Source organism: Stenotrophomonas sp. STEN083, assembly GCF_056759195.1.
The window spans coordinates 1-23,551 of sequence record NZ_JBRRCU010000010.1 but is presented as its reverse complement, the minus strand read 5'-3'; the positions used below and the strand labels follow the sequence as shown (position 1 = coordinate 23,551).

The following is a 23,551-nucleotide window of genomic DNA, read 5'->3' as shown; positions in this document are numbered from 1 at the left end:
AGGATTTTCAATGCCCAGTTCTTTCCGCGCCGGCCCACGCCTGCGCCTGTCCCGTCTGCACGTCGCGATGCTGGCCGCCGGCCTGGCAGTGATGACGCCAGCCGTTCCCGCAATGGCGCAGGCCACCGTGGCCACCGCCAGCGCACAGTTTGATATCCCAGCGCAGCCGCTTGCTGCAGCACTGGGTGAGTACATGCGTCAGTCTGGCGTACAGGTGGCCTATGCGGCAGCCCTGGCTGACGGTGCGACCTCGGCGGCGGTATCCGGCCAGCTGGCACCATCAACGGCGCTGCAGCAGCTACTGCGCGGCACCGGCCTCGCTGCCCGCCGCAGCGGCAATGGTGCGGTGACGCTCGAAAAGCTGCCGGCCGGTGCCAACGCGGACGACCTGGTCGTGACCGGCACGCTGAGCGTGGCCGGTGATCAGCGCGGTGGCGAAGGCAGCGGCAGCGATGCCGCGCGCCTGCTCGATACCTACCGCACCACCGGTTCGACCGCCTACATCCCGCAGCAGACCATCGAACGCTTCCGTGGCACCTCCACCGCCGACATCATCAAGGGTGTGGCTGGCGTCACCGCCGGTGATCCACGCGTGGGCAATGCCCTTGATGTGAATATCCGCGGTATCCAAGGCCAAAGCCGCATCCCGGTGATCATCGATGGTGGCCAGTCCACGATGGATACCTATCGCGGTTACGCCGGCCAGTCGCAGCGTACCTACCTCGACCCGGACCTGATCTCCAACATCACCATCACCAAGGGCCCGAGCCTGCAGGCAAACGCGTCCGGCGGCATCGGTGGCGTGGTCGAGATGGAGACCTTGAAGGTGGATGACGTGCTGCGCGAAGGCCGTGATAGCGGCATCCGCGTGCGCACCGGTCTGGCCAACAACAGCGCCAACAACGTGCCCGATTACAGCGCAGCACCGCGCACCGATCGCAACGCCACTGGCAACCAGTTCGCCAACGTGGCGGTGGCCCAGCGCTGGGACCGCTTCGATCTGGTGGCGGCGTATGCCTGGCGCGATACCGGCAACTACTTTGGCGGCAAGCACGGCTATGACGACTTCCCGCAGACGCGACGCACGCTGGCGCCGCTGAACCCGCCGCGCACCGAAGTGTTCAATACCTCATCGCGTTCGGAATCGGCGCTGCTCAAGGGCACCTGGCGCATCGACGATGCGCAGACGCTGGAACTGGGCTACCGCCGCTATGAAGGCACTGCCGGCGAAATCATGGCCTCGCAGATCATCCGTGTGGACCGCGACCGCGTGCCACAGTGGGAACCGGGCCATGTCGACATGGACAGCTACAGCCTGCGTTACCGCTTCAATCCGGACAGCGCCTTGGTCGACCTGCGCGCAAACGCTTGGTACACCGACGCCGAAAGCCTGATGTACAACAGCCTGACCGGCATCACCCCGTGGTACTTCGATCGCCGCACCGAGTGGTATGACGCGCCGAGCTTCAGCGGCAACCCCGGCTACAAGGATGCCTACGCGAATCCGCTGAAGCAGCAGCGCTTCGGCTTGGACGTGAGCAATACCTCGCTGCTGGAAACCAGTGCCGGTCTGTTCACCTTCGACTACGGCCTGTCGCTCAGCGACGAGGATATCCGCCCGAACTCGCCGATCATGCATGACGATCTGGTCAACAACCGCTTCCTGCGCAATGCCGAGCGCAAGGAATACAGCGCGGTAGCATCGATCAAGTGGGAGCCCAATGAGCATTGGGAATTCATGGCTGGTGGCCGCTGGAACCGGGTCAATGTGCATGACCGCAATCGCTTGGCGACCGAGGACAAGTTCGAGGCTCAAGGTCAGTACCGCTACACCCAACTGCTAGACGGTGACCCGAGCCTGCCGTCATGGCGCGCCAAGCGCATCGCGATGCTGAACTGGTACCCGGATGCCAATGGCAACTTCACCGAAGCATCGCTGCTGGCCTCACCGTACAAGAAGGGCACGGTGGCCGATATCGGTGGCTGGAACTTCTACGACGCCGATGCCGCAGAGGATCTGATGGTGCCGGTGAGCTGGACCTGGTCCAAGCCGATCAAGCGCCGCGACAGTGCGTTCTCGCCGACTGCAAGCGTTACCTACCACTTCGACGACGACAGCATGGTTTACCTCAAGTACGCCGAGGGCACCAAGCTGCCGAGCCTGTTCGAGACCACGCTGGGCCTGTTCACCGCCGCCAAGCCGGTGGGCGAGCTGAAGCCCGAGCGCTCCGGCAGCTGGGAAATCGGTGCAAGCACGATCAAGCGCGATCTGTTCGCAAATGGTGACCAGCTGGCACTGAAGCTGGCCTACTTCGATACCCGCGTGGATGACCTGATCACCCGCGACTACCGCACGCTGTCGGCCGGCCTGATCCGCAATGTCGATCGTTTCAAAGTGTCGGGCATGGAGTTCCAGTCCAACTACGATGCCGGCAAGGTGTTCGCGGATCTGTCCGCGCATTACTACTTCAAGGCCAAGACCTGCGCGCCGGACATCGCCGCAGAGCGCCGTGCGTATGGGCAGGCGCGCAACATCGAGGAGTTGAAGAACACCCCGAACTGCGTGGACGGTGGTTTTGAAGGCTCCTACAGCAATACCCAGAACCCGCCGCGTTACACGGTGAACGTGACCCTGGGTTCGCGCCTGTTCGACGAGCGGCTGACCTTCGGCACCCGCGTGGTGCACAACGCCGGCCCGATCAGCAAGCTGGACAAGGAATGGAACGTCGGCCTGTCAGCAATCCAGCAGCTGTACCGCCCGGCGACCATCGTCGACCTGTTCGCAAGCTGGTCATTCAATGACCAGTGGAACCTGGACGTCAACCTGGACAACGCCACCGACCGCTATTACCTGGACCCGCTGGCGCTAGGCATCCTGCCGGCACCGGGGCGTACCGCGCGGATGGCACTGACCTTCCGCTACTGATGGATAGGGTGTGATCGATGCAGCAGGTGATCCCGGCGCGGCAGCGCCGGGATCGCCGGTTGCAGCACACCATGCAGGCCACTTGGGGGAAGGCCCCCGGCAGACGTCTCAATCAGGACGACCGGCCCTTCCATCAAAAGAGGCAGCCGGTTTCCCCCTCCGCTTCGTTGTTGCAGACCATGACCACGACCGAAACCATTGCAGCTCCCACCCGTAGCCAGCGCCTGAAAGCGGCTACCAGCACCACCCACGATTCGCTGGACAAGCGGATCATGTCCGAGGACATCTTTGCCAGCCGCGAGCGCTTCGCCAAGTTCGTACGCGTGCAATACCGTTTCCACCGCGACATCCAGGCGCTGTATGCAACGCCGTTGCTGCGCGCACTGTTGCCGGATCTGGAACAGCGCCAGCGCCTGCAGCAGATCGTTGCTGATCTGGGTGACCTGCAACAGGACGTTCCCGCCGACAGCGCCGCCGTCATTCCCGACGATATCGAGCTGCCGCAGGCGCTGGGTTGGCTGTACGTGGCTGAAGGCTCCAACCTCGGGGGCACCATTCTGTTCAAGCTCGCAGGCAAGCTGGGTCTTGGCGCGGACTTCGGCGCCAGCCACTTGGCCGCGCATCCTGATGGCGCTGCGCGCCACTGGCGCGAGTTCACTGCATCCATGGATTCCATCAGCATGAGCGAGGCGCAGGAAGCGGCCGCCATCGAAGGTGCCAACGCGGCGTTCCGTACCGTGCGTGGCTACGTCGAGCAGGAATTCGCCTGATGCAGGCGGACGCACCAGCAGCCACCATGAAGGCAGCGGCGTGATCCGTTGGCTGTGGTTCTGCCTGGGCTGGTTGATGGTGGCCTTGGGTGTGATCGGTGCATTGCTGCCGGTGATGCCGACCACCATCTTCCTGATCCTGGCGGTATGGTGCTTCTCGAAATCCTCGCCGCGCTTTGAAGCGTGGCTGCTGCAGCATCCGCGCTACGGCCGGCCGCTGCGGCAGTGGCGTGAGCAGGGTGCGGTGAGCCGCAAGGGCAAGTGTTTTGCCGCTGGCGGCATGGCGCTGGGTTATGTGCTGTTCTTCATCGGTGCGCATCCGAGCTGGAAGCTGGCCGTACCTGTGGCCATTTTCTTCCTGGCCAGTGCTGCCTATGTTCTGTCGCGGCCAAGCCCGCGCGAGCCGGTGGCCAGTGAGGAACAGACATGACGCAATCAGCCGTTGCCGATACACAGCAAGCCGCGTCGTGCCAACGCGACGCTATTTCGTACTACGTTCAACGCACCAGCCAGATCGCCAGTGCGACTTTCTTCCACGACGATCCGGAACCTTTCCATGCACGCTGATATTTCCTCGCACGTCGCCACACAGGCACTTACGCCCTGGGCCATGTACCAGTCCGCCGACTGGGTGGTGCAGGCGGTAATGATCTGTCTGGCATTGGCCTCGCTGGCTACCTGGACGGTGTTGATCGCCAAGACCCTGGAGCTGGGCCGTATCGGCCGTGAACTTCAGGCTGCGCGCGAGGTACTGGATGTCAGCGGTAGTCTTGATGGCGCCGATGCGCAGTCGGTGCTGCAGCAATCAGACCTGGCGCGCAGCATGCTGGGCGCGGCCCGCACCGAGCTGGCGTTGTCGGTTGATGCGCAGGGGCACGATGGGGTCAAGGAGCGTCTTGGCTCGCGGCTTGAGCGCATCGAGCTGGGCAACAGCCGACGCCTGCGCAGCGGCGTCGGCCTGTTGGCCAGCATCGGCGCGGTGGCACCGTTCGTTGGTCTGTTCGGCACAGTGTGGGGCATCATGAACAGCTTCGTCGGCATCGCCGCGTCCAACACCACCAATCTTGCCGTGGTTGCACCGGGCATCGCCGAAGCACTGCTGGCCACCGCGATGGGCCTGGTCGCTGCAATCCCTGCGGTCGTCATCTACAACCATTTCAGTCGCCGCTTGCAGAGCCTGCGCGCACTGGGCGGTGATATCTCCGCCAGCGTGCAGCAGATCGTCTCGCGTGATCTGGATTGCGGCCGCGCGCTGTCGCGCGACACGCGCTGAGGGGGGGCGATGGCAATCCGTACCTCCCGTGAGTCCGACGACGAAGCGCTGGACGAAGCGCACGAGATCAATGTCACGCCCTTCATCGACGTGATGCTGGTGCTGCTGATCATCTTCATGGTGGCAGCACCGCTGGCTACCGTTGATGTGCCGGTGGACCTTCCGGCCAGCAGTGCCAAGCCGCAGCCGCGCGATGCCGAGCCGCTATTCCTCACCGTGCAGGCGGATCTGTCGCTGCGTCTGGGCGAGGCCACAGTATCGGCTGATGCGTTGGCAGCAGAACTTGAGAAGCGCACACAAGGCGATCATTCGCAGCGCATTTTCCTGCGCGCGGACCGTTCGGTCAGCTATGGCGACCTGATGGAAGCCATGAACCTGCTGCGTCGCGCGGGTTACCTGAAAGTGGCGTTGGTCGGGGTAGAGCAGTCGCCGTGAGCGTGGTTACTGCATCCTCCCGCCTGCGTTGGGGTGGCAGCTTTGCGCTGGCGCTGTTGCTGCACGCCGTGGTGATAGGTGCGGCGCTGTGGTGGAGTCTGCGCACACCGCCCTTGCTGGCCGACCAGCAGCCGCTGGAAGCTGTGATGGTGGATCTGGCCGAGATGCCTGAAGCGCCGCCAACGCCGCCAACCGAGATCCCGCAGGGGCCGCCGCAGCAGGAGCAGCAACGCAGCGAACCGACCCCGGCGCCACGCGTGGAACGCGAGCCACCGCCGCAGGAGCCGGAGGTGGCTGACGCTTACGTGCCGCCGCAACCACGCGAACAAGTACCAGCCTCCGACGCCCATACCGTGGACCAGACCCTGGCGCCGCCAGATGTCAGCGCCAAGCCCAGTGAGCGCTACGCCGCCCGCCAGACTACGGCCGGGCAACAGGCGCAGGCCTCGGTTACCTGGCAAGGGCAGCTGTTGGGGCATCTGGAAAAATACCGCCGTTATCCACGCCTGGCCGAGCGCCTGCGCCAGCAAGGCGTGGCCTATGTGCGCTTCAGCGTGGACAGGCAGGGCAGGGTCAGCAATGCCCGGATCGGTCGCAGCAGCGGTCATGACAGCCTGGATGAGGCTACGCTGGAGACGCTGGCGCGGGCAACACCGGTGCCGGCACCGCCAGCGGACGTCGCTGGCGACCCCGTGGAAGTGATGGTGCCGGTGGAGTTCTTCATCAATCGCAGGTAAGCGGCAAGCCCCCAGACAACCCATCGACGAGGGCTGTCCCCTCTCCCGCTTAGCGGGAGAGCGGTAGGGGTGAGGGTGCTCTTTGCCGTTCTCGTGCAGCGCAACGGTTTTTTGGCAGCGACGTTCGTGGTCATCCGATGCATTGAGCAGGCCGGGGTGCTGCATGCTCTTCGCGAACGGTTCCAGCACAGAAAAGTGCATCTACGGCCGCCCGCAGTTAGCCTGCCACCATGGATTCCCTCATTGCAGCTTCCGCACGCGCCCTGGCTACCGGTGACGTACTCACCGCGCTCAAGCACGTCGCATTGCGTGACGACCCTCCTGCACTGGCGCTACGCGGAATCGCGATGGCCCAGTTGGGCGACTTGACCCGTGCACGCGAGCTGCTGCGACGCGCACAACGTGGTTTCGGCACCCACGAAGTACTGGCGCGCGCACGTTGCGGGCTGGCCGAAGCCGAAGTGGCGCTGGCGCTGCGGGAACTTGGTGGCAACTCCGAACCGCTGTCATCCATCGCGACCGTGCTTGATGCGCAGGGTGATGTGGCCAATGCACTGCAGGCCTGGTTGATCCTGGCGCGGCGAGTGTTGCTGCTGGGCAAGCTGGATGAAGCAGCGTATGCGCTCGCCAGGTTGGAGGGAAGGCAGCTGCCGCCCGCGCTGAGCGCCATGGCTGATCTGACTGCTGCGACCTTGGCACTGCGCAGGATGCGGATTGCGCAGGCACGCGTCCTGCTGGAACGTGCACGGATGGCTGCGACGCAAGCAGGTGTCGGGGCGTTGCAGGCGGAAGTGGAGGCAGCCCGCATCAAGTTGGACCAGCCGGCTGCGCGTTGCCTTGGCGCAGGTGCGGATCAGCTGCTGCGTATCGACCAGGTACAGCAGTTGTTGGATTCCGGCGCACTGATCGTTGACGGGTGCCAGCGCGGCATCAGGTCTGGTGCAGGCTGGCAATCGCTGGCAAGGCGTCCGGTGCTGTTCGCGCTTGCCCGTGCGCTGGCCGAGGCCTGGCCGGGCGAGGTTGACCGCGATGTGCTGATAAGCCGCGCATTTTCAATGCATCACTACGACGAGACGCTGCGCGCCCGGCTGCGTGTGGAGATCGGTCGACTGCGTGGGCTCATCGCAGCACAGGCGCAGATTGAAGCGACAGCAGCTGGCTTCCGCCTGTCCCCTTGTCGTGCGACCTCGGTGAAGGTATTGCTCCCGCCCATCGAGGGTGAACAAGGCGCACTGCTTGCATTGCTTGCCGACGGCGCGGCCTGGTCGACCTCGGCACTGGGTTTGGCCTTGGACCAGAGCCAGCGCAACGCGCAGCGGGCGCTGCTGGACCTGGAGGCAGCAGGGCGTGTATACGCGATTGGACGCGGACGAGCGCAGCGTTGGCGCGCGGTGCCGCTGAGTGGATTCACGACGATCTTGTTACTCCCTGCTGCGCTGCCGATTGACTAGGGTCGCTGGCAGGCAGCCAATCGCGGACATGCCAGGAGATCGCAGCGATGAATACGGAAACTCTGAATCCCAAGGTTGCGGCGGCCAAGGTCCGCCCTGCCGAGGTAACACGCAAGTACGGTCCGTTTGCCGGCTCGGACACCATCAATGGCGTCAGCTTCGACGGAAATAACGTCTGGGCCGCCACCGGTGCGGCGCTGGTGGCCTTCGATCCGCGCGATGGTGGAACGGTGCGCAGCTTGGCCGTGCCTTGTGACGCCGGTACTGCGTTCGATGGAACCTATCTCTGGCAGATCGCCGAAGCGCGCATCGACAAGATCGATCCCGAGAGCGGGGAAGTGTTGGCTTCGATTCCCGCGCCGGGTGGTGGAACGGATTCGGGCATGGCGTGGGCGGAAGGCAGCCTGTGGGTTGGGCAGTATCGGCAGCGCAAGATTCACCAGATTGATCCGGCCAACGGCAAGATCCTGCGCACTATTGAATCTGACCGTTTCGTCACCGGCGTGACCTGGGTGGATGGAGAGCTTTGGCATGCCACGGGCGAGGCCGGGCAGAGTGACATCCGTCGCCTGCAAGCCGATACCGGCGCGGTGCTTGAGCGCCTGCAGATGCCGGAAGGCATCAGCGTCAGCGGGCTGGAAGCGGATGGCGGTGAGTTGTTCTATTGCGGTGGTGGCAATGATGGTCGGGTGTATGCGGTGAAGCGGCCCCGCTGAGCGTTATGTAGGTTTCAAGTTTTACCAAGGCCTGATGCTGAATCAGCTTCGCGGCTTACGCCGCTCCTACAAGTGCTACAACGCTTCGTGCATTTGCCGATCCTCCCGCTGCCAGATACAAGAGCCCCTCTCCCGCATGCGGGAGAGGGGTTGGGGTGAGGGCAGCTTTTCGCTGGTAGCTTCAACTACAGCAATGGCACCAGCAGCAGCGCGACAATATTGATGATTTTTATGAGGGGATTGATCGCCGGCCCCGCCGTGTCCTTGTACGGATCGCCCACCGTATCGCCCGTCACCGCAGCTTTGTGCGCTTCACTGCCCTTGCCGCCGAAATGGCCGTCCTCGATGTACTTCTTGGCGTTGTCCCAGGCACCACCACCGGTGGTCATCGAGATCGCCACGAACAGGCCGGTCACGATGGTGCCGATCAACAAGCCGCCAAGCGCCTTCGGCCCGAGCAGCAGGCCAACCACCACCGGAACGGCAACCGGCAATAGCGAAGGCACGATCATTTCCTTGATCGCCGAGCGGGTCAGCATGTCCACTGCCTTGTGGTACTGCGGTTTGGCGGTGCCCTGCATGATGCCGGGGATCTCGCGGAACTGACGGCGAACTTCTTCCACCACCGCGCCCGCTGCACGACCGACTGCTTCCATCGCCATCGCGCCGAACAGGTAGGGAATCAGGCCGCCAATCAACAGGCCGATGATTACCGTGTGGTCGGACAGGTCGAAGGCGAATACTTCGCCCGGATGCGCCATCTGCAGGTTGTGCGTGTAGTCGGCGAACAGCACCAATGCCGCCAATGCCGCCGAACCAATCGCATAACCCTTGGTCACCGCCTTGGTGGTATTGCCGACCGCATCCAACGGGTCGGTGATGTTGCGGATTTCCGGCGGCAGATCGGCCATCTCGGCGATACCACCGGCGTTGTCGGTGATCGGGCCATAGGCATCAAGCGCGACGATCATGCCGGCCATCGACAGCATCGCGGTTGCGGCGATGGCGATGCCGTACAGGCCACCGAAGTGGAACGCCGACCAGATCGCCACGCAGACTGCGATCACCGGCAGCGCAGTGGACTTCATCGATACACCGAGGCCGGCGATGATGTTGGTGCCGTGGCCGGTGGTCGATGCCTGCGCCACGTGCTGCACCGGCTTGTACTGGGTGCCGGTGTAGTACTCGGTGATCCAGACGATCAGGCCGGTCAATACCAGTCCGATCAAGGCGCAGATGTACAGGTTGGTGGCGCCGTGGCTGGAGTCGGCCATCAGCTGGGTGGTCACCGGCCAGAAGGCGATGGCGGCCAGTACACCGGAGACGATCACACCCTTGTACAACGCGCCCATGATCGAGCCGCCTGCTTTCACCTTGACGAAGAAGGCACCGATGATCGAGGCGATGATCGACACGCCGCCGAGCACCAGCGGGTAGAGCACCGCGTTGCGGCCGACTTCGGCCATCATCATGCCGCCGAGCAACATGGTGGCGATCACCGTCACCGCATAGGTTTCGAACAGATCCGCGGCCATGCCTGCGCAGTCGCCAACGTTGTCACCGACGTTGTCGGCGATTACCGCCGGGTTGCGCGGGTCGTCTTCGGGAATGCCGGCTTCGACCTTGCCGACCAGGTCGGCACCGACGTCCGCACCCTTGGTGAAGATGCCGCCGCCCAGTCGCGCGAAGATCGAGATCAACGAGCTGCCGAATGCCAAACCGACCAGCGCATGCAGGTTGTCGGCCTGGCTCAGGCCCATGCGCTGCAGTATCAAGTAATAACCGGCCACGCCCAGCAGGCCCAGCCCGACCACCAACATGCCTGTGATAGCGCCGCCACGGAACGCGACATCCATGGCTGCACTCATGCCGTTGCGGGCTGCTTCGGCAGTGCGCACGTTGGCGCGTACCGATACGTTCATGCCGATGTAGCCGGCGGCACCGGACAGCACCGCGCCGATCGCAAAACCAATCGCTGTGTACCAGCTGAGAAAGAAACCGACCAGTACGAACAACACCACGCCGACGATGGCGATGGTCAGGTATTGGCGGTTGAGATAGGCCCGCGCGCCTTCCTGGATGGCGGCGGCGATTTCCTGCATGCGGGCATTGCCGGCAGGTTGGCGTAGGACCCATTGGGCCGAGATGATGCCGTAGACGATGGCGACAGCGGCGCAGACAAGCGAAAGCACAAGACCGTACTGTTCGAGCATGACCCCTCCAGCGTTGGTGGATGCCATACAGCTGTGGATGAAGCGGGGACACGCCGGGTAGATCGAAGCACTGGAACAGACCCGGGCCGCGCGCGGCTGTGGTACGTGTCGCTGTGTTCAAACACTCTGAGGCGGCCTGAGTATGACTGGCAGCTGTCTCCACCGCCAGCTGCCGCGTCTTGCTGCTCGGTTCAGTCGGATGCTGGCAACGTCGCTTATCTGTCCCTGTGGAATTGCTGCCGATGAAAGCCCTGCTAGTCCTTGCCGTGACGGCCTTGTCGCCGCTGCCATTGTTGGCGGCCAACGCCAAGCCCGAGATCGAACGCCCGGCAGCCAGTGCGCAGGCCACTGGTACGGTGCATACCGTGCGGCAGATTCCCGAAGCCTGTACCCGCATCGAAGGCCGCTTCACTGGTACACCGGCGCAGCCTTATGACATGCAGCTGTTGCGCACCAATCCGCAGTGCCAGCCGCGCGCGGTGTTCCTGGATGCGGGCAAGGTCAATCCCAGCGAGGCGGCTGGGTGGAAGCTCAACGAAGTGGCGCGCATTCCCTCGGCGTCCTGCAGCTCGCAGCAAGCGGTGATCGAGGTGTGGCGCAAGCCGGCCGGGCAGCAGGTCGCCCTGGATGGGCAGGGCCAGAACCGGGTTTATCTGGGCGATGCCAAGGCGCAGGCCGCGGCCGGGCGGTTGGCGGCGTTGCCGGCGTATTCGGCGCGCCTGCAGATGGAGGGCAGACCCTGCCGCTGAGTGCGGCAGGATCTAGCCTGCTCTTCCGCTGCGCTGCTTATTCGCGCAGCTTCAGCTTGTCGGCCATGCCGTTGAAGGTGGCTTCGTCGGAAGGTGACAGGTTGGGGCGGCCAGCGAACACGCCCATGGTGATCGTTCCCTGCACGAAGTAGGTTTCGCCTTCTTCCACTTCCATGCTCAGTACGTCTTTGGCTTCCGAGTGGACGGTGTATTCGTGGGTACCCGGCTCAGCGAGGTGGATGAAATAGTTGCCGCTGCGCAGCTTGCCCAGTTCCTGCTCACCTTCGCGGACCTTGAAGCCGATTGCGCCGCCAGTGAACTTTGACGGGCGGAAGAAGACGATCTGGGCCTTGTCGGCGGGGGCAGGGGCGATCAGCCCGCTGTGGGCAGCGGTTTCTCCTGCGACAGGGCTGTCGGCGACGGCAGCATCGGCAGCCTGCGTTGGCGTGGCCGAGGTGTCGGCTGCTTCAGCTTCTTCAGGCGCGGTGCTGGACTGTGCATCGACCGAAGACGCTTCCTGCGCGGCGATGGCAGCATCGGTGGCCGGCGGTGCCTGCACTTGTTGCGCGAAAGCACCAAGCGGGATCAGCAGACTGGCAGAAAGGACCACGGCACACGAACGTAGACGCATCGAACTACTCCTTGGGTTGAACCGGGGTTTCCGGTTGGGATGTAACGAGAGGTCCTGCAGTTGCATCGACGCTGTCCCGGGATTCGACAACCGGATCGACCGTGCTTTCGACGTCTGCATGGGTCTGGGCCTCGATGCTGGCTCCGGGCATCGCAACGGGCATGGTGCTTGTAGTGGGGGCGGGCGCGGCCTTCGTTTTGGCGGCGCCACGCGTACCGGCGGGTATCACGATCTCCCGGCCTCTGATGAACATGGCAAACGGGCCAGCAGCGAGCGATACACCGATCGCCATGCCACTGTTGTCATCGCCGGTGGCGCCGAGCTTGAAGCCACGTAACAACAGCGGGCCTTGCGCCGTTTCCAGCGTGCGTGCGGCAATCAACAGTTCGCCGGGGGCACCACCACCGCGTGCGGCAGCTGCGTGCACGATTTCGCCAGTCCCACGGGTTCCACGGGGCAGTCGCTCGATGCCGTCGAGAACCAGTGGTTCGGCCAGGGTGATAGCGAAAATGTCGCCGCGCTTGTGTGTGGATGATGCCAGCGGTTCGGCGATCTCAATGAAAACCGGCGTGCCTGCAGGAATCGCGGGAGCGGATTCAGTCAGCCCTGTCAGGTTTGTCTGCCCAGTTGCCCGGGGCGTTGGCGCGACTTGTTCCTGGACGGCTGCGCTGCTGCATGTGGCGTGCAGGACCAACGCCATCGTGGCGTAGCGAAACATGGTTAACGACATGCTGATAGGCCCCCTGCCTGAATGGCTGATCGTAGCGGGAGCGGAGCAAATTTGAAATGTGTCAGTCAGCCTTCCGGGGGCAGCGTCCGGGGGGCTGCGAAGGGCCGGAGCCGGAGTGCATCAGCCAGCGGCGGCGGTCCTGTCCTGCTGCGCCAGTTGCTGGCCAACGCGGTAGCCTGCCGCGGCCAACACGCAGACGATGAGAAAGCCGAGCATACCGATCAAAATCTTGCGGAACATGCTGCATCGCCGGTGTGGAGAGCTTGAGCTGAGGATGCGCTGCCGATCGGAGCGCTACACCTGCCTGAAGTAATGCCGGTGATGAGTCCCCACCTGTAACGCCTGAGCCATGCTCGGCTGGGCGTTATCGGGAAAGCTTCTGCCGAGCATGGCTCGGCACTACAGGAAGAGCCTTTGCCGAGCATGGCTCGGCACTACGCAGTAGTTCCGTCAGCGCTGATCAACCGTCATCAGCAAGGGTGAGGCAAAGATGGCTGCTGGCGAAATCACCGGCTCGGCCATGGGGACGTGGCTGCCGTAACGTTCGCGCAGTTTGCTGCGTACCACCGGTGCCTGCAGATTGAAGCTGTCCAGGCGTGCCAGTGGTGCCAGCTCGATGCCAGCGGCGTCGCGGTACAGCTTCCACACCAGTTCCGAGCAATAGATGCGCTGGTCAGACCATTCGAAGCTCAGGTCGTAGGGGCGTCCAAGATAGCGCGGGGCAGCGGCGTGCATCCGGGCCTTGTTCGCCGGTGTCAGCGGCGTTGATGGACGCTTGATCACATAGCGGCGTTGCGCGCCGCGATCCAGCCAGGCCTGCAACGGCGTGTACCGCACCGGTTGCACCGCTTCCATTACGTACGCCTCGCCGCCACGCAGCAGAACAACCCCCATATGGCTGTAGCGTGAGCCCGTAGCGGCCTGCACCGCTGCACTTTGGCTTGAGGTGGAGGTATGGAAGACGATGTCGCCATCCTGCGGTGAGTACGCGCTGACCGCTTGCGCGGCGGCCATGGACAGCAACAAGGCGATGCCTTGCATCGCCTTCAAGCCTGCGGTGAAGCGACGCGGAGGCCGCACGCAGCACCGGCGAAGGCGCGACATCAGCCCTCCCAATCTGCCAACTTCCTGGTCACGGCGACGTTCTTCAAGGTCACGTACTTGGGCAGGCCATCGCGGCCATACGGCAGCGGTGCTTCACCGCGGATCAGCGGCTGCAGGTAGCGGCGCGCCTTCTCGGTGATGCCGAAGCCATCCTTGCGGATGAAGCCGGCCGGCATCTTCTTTTCATGGTTGGCGACCTTGGACAGCGGCGCGGCCTCGATCTTCCAGCGGTACGGCACATCCGAGCTGCGCACGATCACCGGCATTACCGAGTTGTGTCCTTTCAGTGCGAACTGCACCGCTGCCTTGCCCACCGCCTGTGCTTGTTCCCAGTCGGTCTTGGAAGCGATATGGCGGGCCGAGCGTTGCAGGTAGTCGGGCAGGGTCCAATGCACCTTGTAGCCGAGCTCGGCCTTGACCTTGCCGGCGAGGTACGAGGCGACACCGCCGAGTTGGGTGTGGCCGAAGGAATCCTTGACCCCGCCGGCATCGGCGACGAACTGGCCATCGGCGGTGTGGATGCCTTCGCTGGCCACCACCACGCAGAAGCCGACTTTCTCGACCACCTGCTTGACCTTGGCCAGGAACACCGGCTCGTCATAGGCACGCTCCGGCAAGAGGATGATCTGCGGTGCGTCATCTGGGTTCTCGCCAGCCAGGCCGGCAGCTGCAGCCAGCCAACCGGCGTGGCGGCCCATTGCCTCGTAGATGAAGACGCGGGTCGAGGTCTCAGCCATCGCTGCCACGTCCAGCGCCGCCTCGCGCACCGAGATCGCGGTGTACTTGGCTGCTGAGCCGAAGCCCGGGCAGGTGTCGGTGACCGCCAGGTCGTTGTCGATGGTCTTGGGTACGCCCACGCAGGTCAGCGGGTAGCCGTATTCCTTGGCCAGTTGGGAGACCTTCAAGGCGGTGTCGGCCGAGTCATTGCCGCCGTTGTAGAGGAACCAGCGCACGTCATGCGCCTTGAAAACCTCCAGCAGACGCTCGTACTTGGCGCGGTCCGCGTCCAGCGACTTGAGCTTGTAGCGGCAGGAGCCGAACGCGCCGCCCGGCGTGTGGGCCAGCGCGGCGATGTTGGCGGCCGATTCCTTCGAGGTGTCGATCAACTCCTCGCGCAGCGCGCCGAGGATGCCGTTGCGTGCTGCCAACACCTTGATTTTCTTGGCTCTTGCTTCGGCGATGACGGCCGAGGCGGTGGCGTTGATGACGGCGGTGACGCCGCCGGACTGGGCATACAGCAAGGTGCCTTTGGACATGGGCAATACTCTCCAGAGCGGGGGACATTCCGGGACATTGGCCGGATGCGGTAAGCTGCACATATTGCGGTGCAGCGTGAATCGGCCCATGAGTCTAACGCCGCTGTCCGTCCCGTTTCCTCAAAACATATGGGAGTCAGGAATGCGATTGGTTCTGTTGGGACCGCCCGGTTCGGGCAAGGGCACACAGGCGACGAGCCTGAAGGAACATCTGCAGGTTCCGCACATTTCCACCGGTGACCTGCTGCGCGCCGAAGTGGCTGCCGGCACCGAGCTGGGCAAGCAGGCCAAGGCGGTGATGGATGCCGGCAACCTGGTGTCCGACGACATCCTGCTGGGCATGCTGGAATCGCGCCTGTCGCAGGCCGATACCGCCAAGGGCTTCATCCTCGACGGTTACCCGCGCAACGTGGCCCAAGCCAACGCGCTGGGCGAACTGCTAGCCAAGCTGAACCAGCCGCTGGACGCCATCGTGCAGTTGGAAGTACCGACCGAACTGCTGGTCGAGCGCATCGCTGGCCGCGCCCAGGAACAGGGCCGTGCCGATGACAACCCGGAATCGGTGCGTCAGCGTCTGCAGGTCTACAACGATTCCACCGCACCGGTGATCGACTTCTATGCCGCCAAGGGCACCCTGGCACGTGTGGATGGCGTAGGCGCGCTGGACGAAGTGCTGACCCGCATCCTGGCGGCGATCAAGCGCTGATGATGGTGGGCGCCGGCGGCACCGCCGCGCCCATCTGCGTGCTCGCCGCGGCGGCCGCGCATACAGAAACGCCCGGATCCATGAGCTGGATCCGGGCGTTTCGTTTGTAAAAAGCCAGCTAAGGGCGTGCTCACGGCCCCATCAGCATGAGCTCCCTGGGGATGGCCTCTTGGGGAGTAGGACCTGAGGGATACTGAGGCTGGCGTCACGTATTTTCATTGTGAATGTCTCGTGACGGTATCGGGGAATCCCCTACAGGGGGTTGGGGATACAGCTTGGGTTGGCCCTGGATACCCCTAATCCCGGCGCATCGGCGACAATCTAGGGATGAGCAAGATCCATATTCTCGGCATTGCCGGTACTTTCATGGGCGGCGTGGCCGCTCTGGCCCGCGAACTCGGTCATCAGGTCGAAGGCAGCGATCAGGCGGTGTATCCGCCCATGTCCACCCAGCTGGAAACGCTGGGGATCAGCCTGTCGCAGGGCTATCTGGCGGGCAATATCAGCCAGGACTGCGACGAAGTAGTGGTTGGTAACGCGCTCTCGCGTGGCAACCCTGCGGTGGAGGCGGTGCTGGATTCGGGCCGTCGTTACACCTCGGGTGCGCAGTGGCTGTCCGAACAGGTACTGCCGGGCCGCGACACGCTGGCCGTAGCCGGCACCCACGGCAAGACCACTACGACCACGATCCTGTCGTTCCTGCTGCAGGCGGCCGGGCGCGAGCCGGGTTTCCTGATTGGTGGCGTTGCGGAGGATTTCGGGGTGTCGGCGCGGTTGGGTAGGTCGCTGGCTGGGGTTGCTGATGCAGGTGCAGCCCGACCCCCATCCGCCCCTTCGGGGCACCTTCCCCCGGAGGGAGAAGGGGAGGATGCGTCGATCCTTTCGGATCGACCGCTTTTTGTGGTGGAAGCCGACGAATACGACACCGCCTTCTTCGACAAGCGCAGCAAGTTCGTCCATTACCGCCCGTTGGTCGCCATACTCAACAATCTGGAATTCGACCATGCCGACATCTTCCCGGATGTGGCCGCGATCCAGCGCCAGTTCCATCATCTGGTGCGCACCGTGCCCGGCCGTGGTCGCCTGATCGTCAATGGCGAGGACAAGTACCTGGCCGAAGTGCTGGCGATGGGCTGCTGGACGCCGGTGGAGCGCTTTGGTTTTGAGCCGTCGCTGGAGTGGAGCGCGCGCCTGATCAACCAGGATGGCAGTGCGTTCGCCGTGCTGCACCGGGGCAGGGAAGTGGCGACCGTGGAATGGTCGCTGCTGGGCCGGCACAACGTGCTCAATGGCCTGGCGGCGTTGGCTGCAGCGCATGCGGTAGGCGTCGAGGTTGCCAGCGTGGCGCCGGCCTTGGCTGGCTTCCACAGCGTCAAGCGGCGCATGGAAGTGATCGGGCAGGCCCAGGACATCACCATCTACGACGATTTTGCTCATCACCCAACCGCCATCCACACCACGCTGGAAGGGCTGCGGGCCAAGGTTGGCGATGCGCGTATCGTGGTGGCGATGGAACCGCGCAGCAATTCAATGCGTCTGGGCGCGCATTCGGATGCATTGGCGCCGTCCTTGGCGCTTGCCGATGCAGTGGTGTTTCTCGCGCGGCCGGAACTGCCGTGGGACGCGGCCAAGGTGATCGACGCAGTGCGCGGCGAAGCGCAGGCAGTCGCCGATACCGATGCATTGCTGACCAAGCTTGGTGATGTCGCGCGCGCTGGCGACCACGTGGTGTTCATGTCCAACGGTGGTTTCGACGGCGCGCCGCGGCGTTTCCTGGCGCAGCTGCAAGGCGTTTGATCCTGCGGTTTTCAGGCCGGGTTGCATGCAACCCGGCGCTGCGTTGATTGCGCTGGCGCACGATGAATTGTCGTGGTGGTGTGGTGGAGTACCATCCGGCTTGTCTGCCGAACACCTGCCACTACCTGGATCATGCAATTGCTCAGCCTTGCCCTGTTTCCCCTGCACGCGGTGTTGTTACCCGGTGCGATGTTGAACCTGCGCGTATTCGAGCCGCGCTATCTGGACCTGGTGCGCGAATGTGGGCGTAACGGCAGCACCTTTGGTGTCTGTCTGATCCTCGATGGTGAAGAAGTCGGTGCGCCGGCAATCCCCGCTGCATGGGGCGTGGAAGCGCTGGTCGAGGATTTCGACGTTGGCCCGGATGGTGTGCTGGTATTGCGTCTGCGCGGTGCGCGGCGTTTCCACGCAACGGCGACCCATGTGCGCGACAACGGTCTGGTGATGGCCGATGTGGAGTGGTGTGAGCGCGACAGCGACGACGAGCTGCAGCCCGAGCACAGCTTGCTCGGCACCTTGCTGGAAAACATCATCGAGCAGATAGGCGGCGAGTATGCAGCTGCTGGCCCGGCGCAATTGGATCAGGCAGCGTGGGTGGGCTGGCGCTTGGCCGAACTATTGCCGTTGCATGAGACCCAGCGTTTGCAGCTGCTGCAGGAAAACGACCCGCGCCGGCGCCTGGATCGATTGCTGGAGTGGATCCCGGAGCTGGACGTGCCGATCGAGGAAGATCTGTAACCCGCTCCCACAGTGCAGGCCGGTAACGCGTTGGTAGTGCCGAGCATGGCTCGGCACTACCCATCGGCACTACCCATCGGCCCTACGGCGTTGGCTCCGCGCGGATCATCAACAGCGGCAAGCCCGTTTCCGGTTGAACCTGCTGCTGGGTTTGCAGGCCATCCAACGATTGCTTGAGCGTGTCCAGTGCCGGATCAACGCCGCGCAGCGGCCGCCACATGCCGAACAGCTTCAGGTGCCGCTGGTAACGCAGGGTCTGCGCGCTGCCCAACCATACCGGTGCTTGCCCAGGTTGCAGTTGGACGGTGGAAGGCCACAGCCGCAGTGCATGGATCTCATCCGGACGCGCTCCCGGATGCAGCATCAACAGCGCTTCGACGTTGGTATCCAGCGTTGCCGGCAGTACCGGCACCTGCTGCGGCGTGGCCTTCATGTCCAGCATCATCAATGCCTGCTGCCAGCCGGCCTGGGTCTGCCGGGTCCAGCCATTGCGCTCGAGCTGTGTCTGCAATGCCGGCAACGGCCCGGCGACCTGTACATCCAGCGGCCAGCGCTGATCGTCGTCGAAATCATTGCGGCGGGCGGGCAGCTCGTGCCAACCGTCCTGCCACCAATGTGAGGCATCCATCTGCACGATGCTGGCCGGCGCGGGTTCGAACTTGGCCAGCTTGGCCGGCACATTGCGCGGTGCATACCAAAGCCCGGCGATCACGAACACGCCGTAGAACAGCCATGCCACCGGCTTGACCCAGAACGAGCGGTTGAAGCGGCGGCGATAGGCAACGCCCAGCACCAGCAGCCAGAACACGCCGAACAACATGCCGCCGATCACGTCGCTGAGCCAGTGCGCACCCAGATAGATGCGGGCAAAGCCAATCACCGTGACCACCGCGCCGGACAACAGGTACGGCCAGACGCGGGTGCGTCCCGGCAGCTCGCGGCCGATCAGCACCGCAAAGAAGCCGAAGGTGATGGTGGCCATGGTCACCGCCACCGACGGGAAGCCGAAGCCGCTGCTGGCGGCCGGCGGCCGCACCACATCGACGGTGGCACCCAGCAGCTTGGTCAGGGCCAGGCCGAAGGCCAGCGCCGCCAGCCAATGGAAGACCGCCATCCAGCGTCTGCGCCAGGCCAGGTAGCCCATGCCTGCGGCAATCGCCGGCAACAGCACCTGCCAGTCGCCCAGCGAGGCCAGAGCAGCCATCGGGTAGTCGGCCAGCGGGTTGCGCAGGGCCAGCATCAAGCGGTGCACGGCCAAGTCCAAGGCCAGCGGTTCGCCGTGGCCGACCACCACCATCAATAGCGCGAACCAGCCCCAGCCCAGCACCAGCAGCATCAGTGCCAGCATGGCCAAGGGCACCGATTCGCGCCGTTTGGGATCGAACAGGTCGCTCAGTGAGTGGCCGATGAAGCGCGGGTGACGGTGTGACCAGGCCAGCAGGCGGGCCAGCCAGCCGTCCATGCGTGTCGCCGACCAGCGGTAGCTGTACAGCACGATCGCCCACACCAGGCCCAGCAAGGTGCCGAGCAGGGCAACGACCAGGAACAGGCGCCCGGCCACCGCAGCTACGGCGTCATAGGCTTGACCCAGCGCCCAACCGGGCAACAGGAACAGGATCGCCCAAGACAGGCAGGCCAAGCCGCTGGCCTTGAGGTAGCTGGTGAAGCGCATGTTGGCCATGCCGGCGATGGCCGGTACAAATGGCCGGATCGCACCCACGTAGCGGGCGATCAGGATGCTCTTGAAGGCATTGCGGCGGAACATGACCTCGCCACGGTCCAGCAGCTGTGGATAACGGCTGAACGGCCATACGCCACGCAGGCGGTCACCCCAACGGCGGCCCACCCAATAGCTCAAGCCGTCGCCGGCAAAGGCGCCCAAAGTGGCACATATCACCGCATAGGGGCCGGACAACTCGCCCATGCCGATCAATACACCTACCGCGATCATCAGCGGCAAAGCCGGCACGATGGCACCAAGGATGATCACGGCATCGCAGAAGGCGATGGCGAAGATCGCCACGCCAGCAAGGACGGGATTGGCGGCGATCCACGCAAGCGTGGCGTCGATCCAGGAAGAATTCATCGGCGGATTATAAAGGGAAGCCCGAGTCAGACCGATGGCAACGGTAGAGGTTCAGTGGATTGCAGGTGTGCTCGTTCACCTGCGATGGCGCTCAGTGAAAGGCGCGCGGGCGGCTAGAATGTCGCGATGACTGACTCTGCGCCCGCACCTGTCACTGCGCTGAAGGCTGACAGCTTCGGACAAATCCTGTTGATGGAAAGCCCGCAAGGGCGCTTCGTGCGCCGCGACCTCGGGGCGACGCCCTTGTGGCTGCGGTTGCCGGCCTGGTGGCTGGCGCGGCGCGAAGCCCGCGCACTGGCCAAGCTCGATGGCATGGAGGCGACGCCGCGGCTGCTGGCGTGGGATGGGCACTGGTTGGACCGCAGCTATATGGAAGGTGCGGCCATGTACCAACGCCCGCCGCATGGCGACCTGGCCTATTTCCGCGCAGCGCGGCGTTTGCTGCAGCGCGTGCACCGCCATGGCATTGCCCACAACGACCTGGCCAAGGAAGCGAACTGGCTGGTGCGCGAGGACGGTTCCCCGGCGCTGATCGACTTCCAGCTGGCGGTATGTGGCAACCCGCGCTCGCGCTGGATGCGGTTGTTGGCGCGCGAGGACCTGCGCCACCTGCTCAAGCACAAGCGCATGTACTGCCGGCAGGCGCTGACCCCGGTTGAGCTGCGCCTGCTCAAGCGGCACTCGTGGGTCCGCGAGCTGTGGTTTGCCACCGGCAAGCCGGTTTATCGCTTCGTGACCCGACGCATCCTGCATTGGGAAGACAACGAAGGGCAGGGGCCGAAGCCTTGAGTAGAGGTGCGCCGGCGCGTGAGGTAGGGATTTCTGCAGGCGCGTTGCTGCACCCGCTGCTGCCAGGCAGTCATTTCGCACATGCATCGCGGATCAATCTGGTTCGCCGGCCGGACAGTGCCGTACAGGCCTATCTGGATATCGCCCGGCAGGTGCCGGCCTGGTTTGATGGCCTGATGCGGCTGCGAAATGCCGGCATGCGCCTGCTGGGTATGAAGCACCTTGGCGCGATCCGCAGCGTGCCAGCGCGTGCTCCGGAAGGGCTGACGGTCGGCGACAGGCTCGGGATATTCACAGTGCGGGCGCTGACAGCCGATGGCATCGTGCTGGGCGACAGCGACCGTCATCTGCGGGTGGAACTGGCAGTGGAGCTTGGCCCCGGCCACGACAGCTGCGCGCTGCAGGTGAGCACCGTGGTTCACCTGCACCGGCCGTTCGGGCGTCTGTACATGTTGCCGGTAGCGCCCTTGCACCGGGTCATCGTGCCGCGCCTGCTTGAGAGCTATGCGCGGCGCATGGTGGTGCCCGGAGCGGGTTGAGCTGCATGTTCCAGCGCTGGGTGGATTGTCTGGCCAGCACTACACCGGCAATCTGTGCAGGCTCAGCGCAGTTCGATCAGCTGCTTGCCTTTGAAGCTGCGCTTGCTGTCGAAGTCATAACCGATGGTTACCTGCCCATCATCGGCACAGGCATGGCAGCTGCGCAGTGGCGTGGTGTACCGCAGGCGCACACCGCCATCAGGCAGGGCTTCAGTGCCGGCGGCCAGCGCGGGTGCGAACGGACCGGAGTCGGGATGCTTGCGGGCGAACGCTTTGTAGGCATCCGAGCCGCGCGCCGCGTCATCGAGCACTTCTTCGTCCACGTCGACGGCGTGGCCATTGGCGTCCACCAGCCAGGTGCCCTCGTTGGTATTGGCGCGGAATGGGAATTCCAGCGTAGCCACGCCGACCCCTTCGACGTTCTGCCATGCGGTGACATAGCCGGGCTTGCCCTGCGCGGACAAGGTGCTGGCAGCCGTCAAAGCGGCCGGAGATGCGCCACCGGCGCGCATGACCTCCAGCAGGCAGTTGTCGGCTGCGGTGTCGGTACGACAGGACTCGATCGAGCCTGTCCATACTGCGTTGGGACCGATTCGGGCGGCTTCTTCGCTCAGCCCCGTGGTCTGCGTGGTGACATCCTTGGCCGCCGCAGGTACTTCGGCAGCGGGGTGTGGCTTCTGGCAGGCCACAAGCCCAAGGGCAAGCAGCAGCGGGGCAGTCAGGTGCAGTGTCTTCATCGGGAGTCCTTGCGCGATATCGCACCAGTATCGGCAAGCCATATGAACCCTGAGTGTCGAGCCTTCAGCAAACCGCAGGACTGTGCGTGGGTGCTGGTATCGGCATAATGCGGATTGCTTTCTTACCGGTTCCGGAGTGTGCATGAGCAGCTTGCAAGGCAAGACCCTTTTCATCACCGGTGCCTCGCGTGGCATCGGTCTGGCCATCGCCCTGCGTGCCGCACGTGACGGTGCCAACGTCGCCATTGCCGCCAAGTCGGCGGTCGCCAACCCCAAGCTGCCGGGCACCATCCACACCGCCGCAGAGGCCGTGAATGCCGCTGGTGGGCAGGGGTTGGCGTTGAAGTGCGACATCCGCGAAGAAGACCAGGTCAATGCGGCGGTGGCTGCAACCGTGGACACCTTTGGCGGCATCGACATCCTGGTCAACAACGCCTCGGCGATCTGGCTGCGCGGCACCCTGGATACGCCGATGAAGCGCTTCGATCTGATGCAGCAGGTCAATTCGCGCGGCAGTTTCCTGTGCGCGCAGGCCTGCCTGCCACACCTGCTGCAGGCGCCGAACCCGCACATCCTCACCCTGGCACCGCCGCCCAGCCTCGACCCGAAATGGTGGGGCCCACATACCGGCTACACCCTGGCCAAGATGGGCATGAGCTTCGTCACCCTGGGGCTGGCAGCCGAGTTCGGCCGTCAGGGTGTTGCAGTCAATGCGCTGTGGCCGCGTACGGTGATCGCTACCGACGCGATCAACATGATTCCGGGCGTGGATGTGGGCGGTTGCCGCAAGCCGGAGATCATGGCTGACGCTGCGCACGCGGTGCTGACCCGAACCGCGGCTGGCTTCAGCGGACAGTTCCTGCTGGATGACGAGGTTCTGGCTGAAGCGGGCATCACCGATCTGTCGGGCTATGCGATGGACCCGACGCGTCCGCTGATGCCGGATCTGTTTCTCTGATTGCTTGCCTCCCCTTGCGCCGAAGGCGCAAGGGGCATGGTAGTGCCGAGTCATGCTCGGCATGGGGCTTTGCCGGTAAAGCCCCACCTGTAGTGGGGGGGGCGGGGGGGCGGGGGGGGGGACGCATATGGGTCGGGCGGCCCGCGCACCGCGCGTGGCGGCGGCGCGGCCGAGCCCCCCCGCCCGGCCAGAGCCGAGTCCTGGTGCGCC

At 64.3% G+C, this 23,551-nt stretch carries 23 protein-coding genes; 16 read left to right on the top strand and 7 right to left on the bottom strand.

All coding sequences use genetic code 11. From position 1 onward, the window contains the following. Positions 1-10 precede the first annotated feature (10 nt). From ACVOK8_RS05180 to ACVOK8_RS05140, 9 genes are all read left to right on the top strand, one after another. The gene (locus ACVOK8_RS05180; RefSeq protein WP_481565896.1) at positions 11-2,926 is read left to right on the top strand and encodes a TonB-dependent receptor; all 2,916 of its coding nucleotides are present in this window, start codon (positions 11-13) and stop codon (positions 2,924-2,926) included. A 179-nt stretch (positions 2,927-3,105) separates the two neighbouring features. After that, positions 3,106-3,696 (top strand): biliverdin-producing heme oxygenase, encoded by a 591-nt coding sequence (locus ACVOK8_RS05175; protein ID WP_481565895.1) that lies wholly within the window; start codon positions 3,106-3,108, stop codon positions 3,694-3,696. A 43-nt stretch (positions 3,697-3,739) separates the two neighbouring features. Next, a complete protein-coding gene (locus ACVOK8_RS05170) occupies positions 3,740-4,126 on the top strand; it encodes a YbaN family protein (protein ID WP_481565933.1) in 387 nt (128 codons plus the stop codon). Next, positions 4,123-4,263: a hypothetical protein gene (locus ACVOK8_RS05165; protein ID WP_481565894.1), complete on the top strand. Its 141-nt coding sequence runs from the start codon at positions 4,123-4,125 to the stop codon at positions 4,261-4,263. The genes ACVOK8_RS05170 and ACVOK8_RS05165 overlap by 4 nt, the downstream gene beginning before the upstream one ends. Then, positions 4,253-4,969, top strand: a complete 717-nt coding sequence (gene exbB / locus ACVOK8_RS05160) for a tonB-system energizer ExbB (protein ID WP_481565893.1) — start codon at positions 4,253-4,255, stop codon at positions 4,967-4,969. Before ACVOK8_RS05165 ends, exbB begins: the two co-directional genes overlap by 11 nt. 9 nt (positions 4,970-4,978) lie before the next feature. Further along, positions 4,979-5,404, top strand: coding sequence for a TonB system transport protein ExbD (gene exbD, locus ACVOK8_RS05155; RefSeq protein WP_481565892.1), 426 nt, complete (start codon positions 4,979-4,981; stop codon positions 5,402-5,404). Continuing rightward, a complete protein-coding gene (locus tag ACVOK8_RS05150; protein WP_481565891.1) occupies positions 5,401-6,141 on the top strand; it encodes an energy transducer TonB in 741 nt (246 codons plus the stop codon). Before exbD ends, ACVOK8_RS05150 begins: the two co-directional genes overlap by 4 nt. 230 nt (positions 6,142-6,371) lie before the next feature. Further along, positions 6,372-7,592, top strand: coding sequence for a helix-turn-helix domain-containing protein (locus ACVOK8_RS05145; protein WP_481565890.1), 1,221 nt, complete (start codon positions 6,372-6,374; stop codon positions 7,590-7,592). Between the two features lie 47 nt (positions 7,593-7,639). Then, complete coding sequence (locus tag ACVOK8_RS05140) at positions 7,640-8,308, top strand: glutaminyl-peptide cyclotransferase (RefSeq protein WP_481565889.1); 669 nt, start codon at positions 7,640-7,642, stop codon at positions 8,306-8,308. Positions 8,309-8,493: 185 nt separating this feature from the next. Here the strand turns inward: ACVOK8_RS05140 and ACVOK8_RS05135 are convergent, their stop codons facing one another. Beyond that, positions 8,494-10,521 (bottom strand): sodium-translocating pyrophosphatase, encoded by a 2,028-nt coding sequence (locus tag ACVOK8_RS05135; protein WP_481565888.1) that lies wholly within the window; start codon positions 10,519-10,521, stop codon positions 8,494-8,496. Positions 10,522-10,763: 242 nt separating this feature from the next. Between ACVOK8_RS05135 and ACVOK8_RS05130 the strand changes: the two genes are divergently transcribed. Next, entirely contained in the window at positions 10,764-11,270 is a 507-nt protein-coding gene (locus ACVOK8_RS05130; RefSeq protein ID WP_481565887.1) for a hypothetical protein, read from the top strand. Positions 11,271-11,307: 37 nt separating this feature from the next. On the opposite strand, the gene ACVOK8_RS05125 is transcribed toward ACVOK8_RS05130, so the two are convergent. The 4 genes from ACVOK8_RS05125 to ACVOK8_RS05110 all read right to left on the bottom strand — a co-directional run bounded on the left by ACVOK8_RS05125 (position 11,308) and on the right by ACVOK8_RS05110 (position 14,991). Continuing rightward, a complete protein-coding gene (locus tag ACVOK8_RS05125) occupies positions 11,308-11,901 on the bottom strand; it encodes a DUF2846 domain-containing protein (protein ID WP_481565886.1) in 594 nt (197 codons plus the stop codon). A 4-nt stretch (positions 11,902-11,905) separates the two neighbouring features. Next, positions 11,906-12,631, bottom strand: coding sequence for a hypothetical protein (locus ACVOK8_RS05120; RefSeq protein WP_481565885.1), 726 nt, complete (start codon positions 12,629-12,631; stop codon positions 11,906-11,908). A 450-nt stretch (positions 12,632-13,081) separates the two neighbouring features. Next, positions 13,082-13,735: a YiiX family permuted papain-like enzyme gene (locus ACVOK8_RS05115; protein WP_481565884.1), complete on the bottom strand. Its 654-nt coding sequence runs from the start codon at positions 13,733-13,735 to the stop codon at positions 13,082-13,084. Continuing rightward, on the bottom strand, positions 13,735-14,991 hold the full coding sequence (locus ACVOK8_RS05110; protein WP_481565883.1) for a 6-phosphofructokinase: 1,257 nt from the start codon (positions 14,989-14,991) through the stop codon (positions 13,735-13,737). The genes ACVOK8_RS05115 and ACVOK8_RS05110 overlap by 1 nt, the downstream gene beginning before the upstream one ends. A gap of 142 nt (positions 14,992-15,133) precedes the next feature. On the opposite strand from ACVOK8_RS05110, the gene ACVOK8_RS05105 reads away from it, so the two are divergent. The 3 genes from ACVOK8_RS05105 to ACVOK8_RS05095 all read left to right on the top strand — a co-directional run bounded on the left by ACVOK8_RS05105 (position 15,134) and on the right by ACVOK8_RS05095 (position 18,232). After that, the gene (locus tag ACVOK8_RS05105; RefSeq protein ID WP_481530185.1) at positions 15,134-15,697 is read left to right on the top strand and encodes an adenylate kinase; all 564 of its coding nucleotides are present in this window, start codon (positions 15,134-15,136) and stop codon (positions 15,695-15,697) included. Positions 15,698-16,024: 327 nt separating this feature from the next. Next, positions 16,025-17,494, top strand: a complete 1,470-nt coding sequence (gene mpl / locus ACVOK8_RS05100; RefSeq protein ID WP_481565882.1) for a UDP-N-acetylmuramate:L-alanyl-gamma-D-glutamyl-meso-diaminopimelate ligase — start codon at positions 16,025-16,027, stop codon at positions 17,492-17,494. A 132-nt stretch (positions 17,495-17,626) separates the two neighbouring features. Further along, on the top strand, positions 17,627-18,232 hold the full coding sequence (locus ACVOK8_RS05095; RefSeq protein ID WP_481565881.1) for an LON peptidase substrate-binding domain-containing protein: 606 nt from the start codon (positions 17,627-17,629) through the stop codon (positions 18,230-18,232). 82 nt (positions 18,233-18,314) lie between these two features. On the opposite strand, the gene ACVOK8_RS05090 is transcribed toward ACVOK8_RS05095, so the two are convergent. Then, on the bottom strand, positions 18,315-20,318 hold the full coding sequence (locus ACVOK8_RS05090; protein ID WP_481565880.1) for a bifunctional DedA family/phosphatase PAP2 family protein: 2,004 nt from the start codon (positions 20,316-20,318) through the stop codon (positions 18,315-18,317). A gap of 126 nt (positions 20,319-20,444) precedes the next feature. Here ACVOK8_RS05090 and ACVOK8_RS05085 point away from each other — a divergent pair, with 126 nt between their 5' ends. Together ACVOK8_RS05085 and ACVOK8_RS05080 are read left to right on the top strand one after the other, a co-directional pair. Then, positions 20,445-21,107, top strand: coding sequence for a protein kinase family protein (locus ACVOK8_RS05085; RefSeq protein ID WP_481565879.1), 663 nt, complete (start codon positions 20,445-20,447; stop codon positions 21,105-21,107). After that, positions 21,104-21,646, top strand: a complete 543-nt coding sequence (locus tag ACVOK8_RS05080) for a DUF2867 domain-containing protein (RefSeq protein WP_481565878.1) — start codon at positions 21,104-21,106, stop codon at positions 21,644-21,646. Before ACVOK8_RS05085 ends, ACVOK8_RS05080 begins: the two co-directional genes overlap by 4 nt. Positions 21,647-21,708: 62 nt before the next feature. Here ACVOK8_RS05080 and ACVOK8_RS05075 read toward each other — a convergent pair whose 3' ends face one another. After that, positions 21,709-22,383: a hypothetical protein gene (locus ACVOK8_RS05075; protein WP_481565877.1), complete on the bottom strand. Its 675-nt coding sequence runs from the start codon at positions 22,381-22,383 to the stop codon at positions 21,709-21,711. Between the two features lie 142 nt (positions 22,384-22,525). On the opposite strand from ACVOK8_RS05075, the gene ACVOK8_RS05070 reads away from it, so the two are divergent. Beyond that, complete coding sequence (locus ACVOK8_RS05070; RefSeq protein WP_481565876.1) at positions 22,526-23,341, top strand: SDR family oxidoreductase; 816 nt, start codon at positions 22,526-22,528, stop codon at positions 23,339-23,341. Positions 23,342-23,551: the final 210 nt, after the last annotated feature.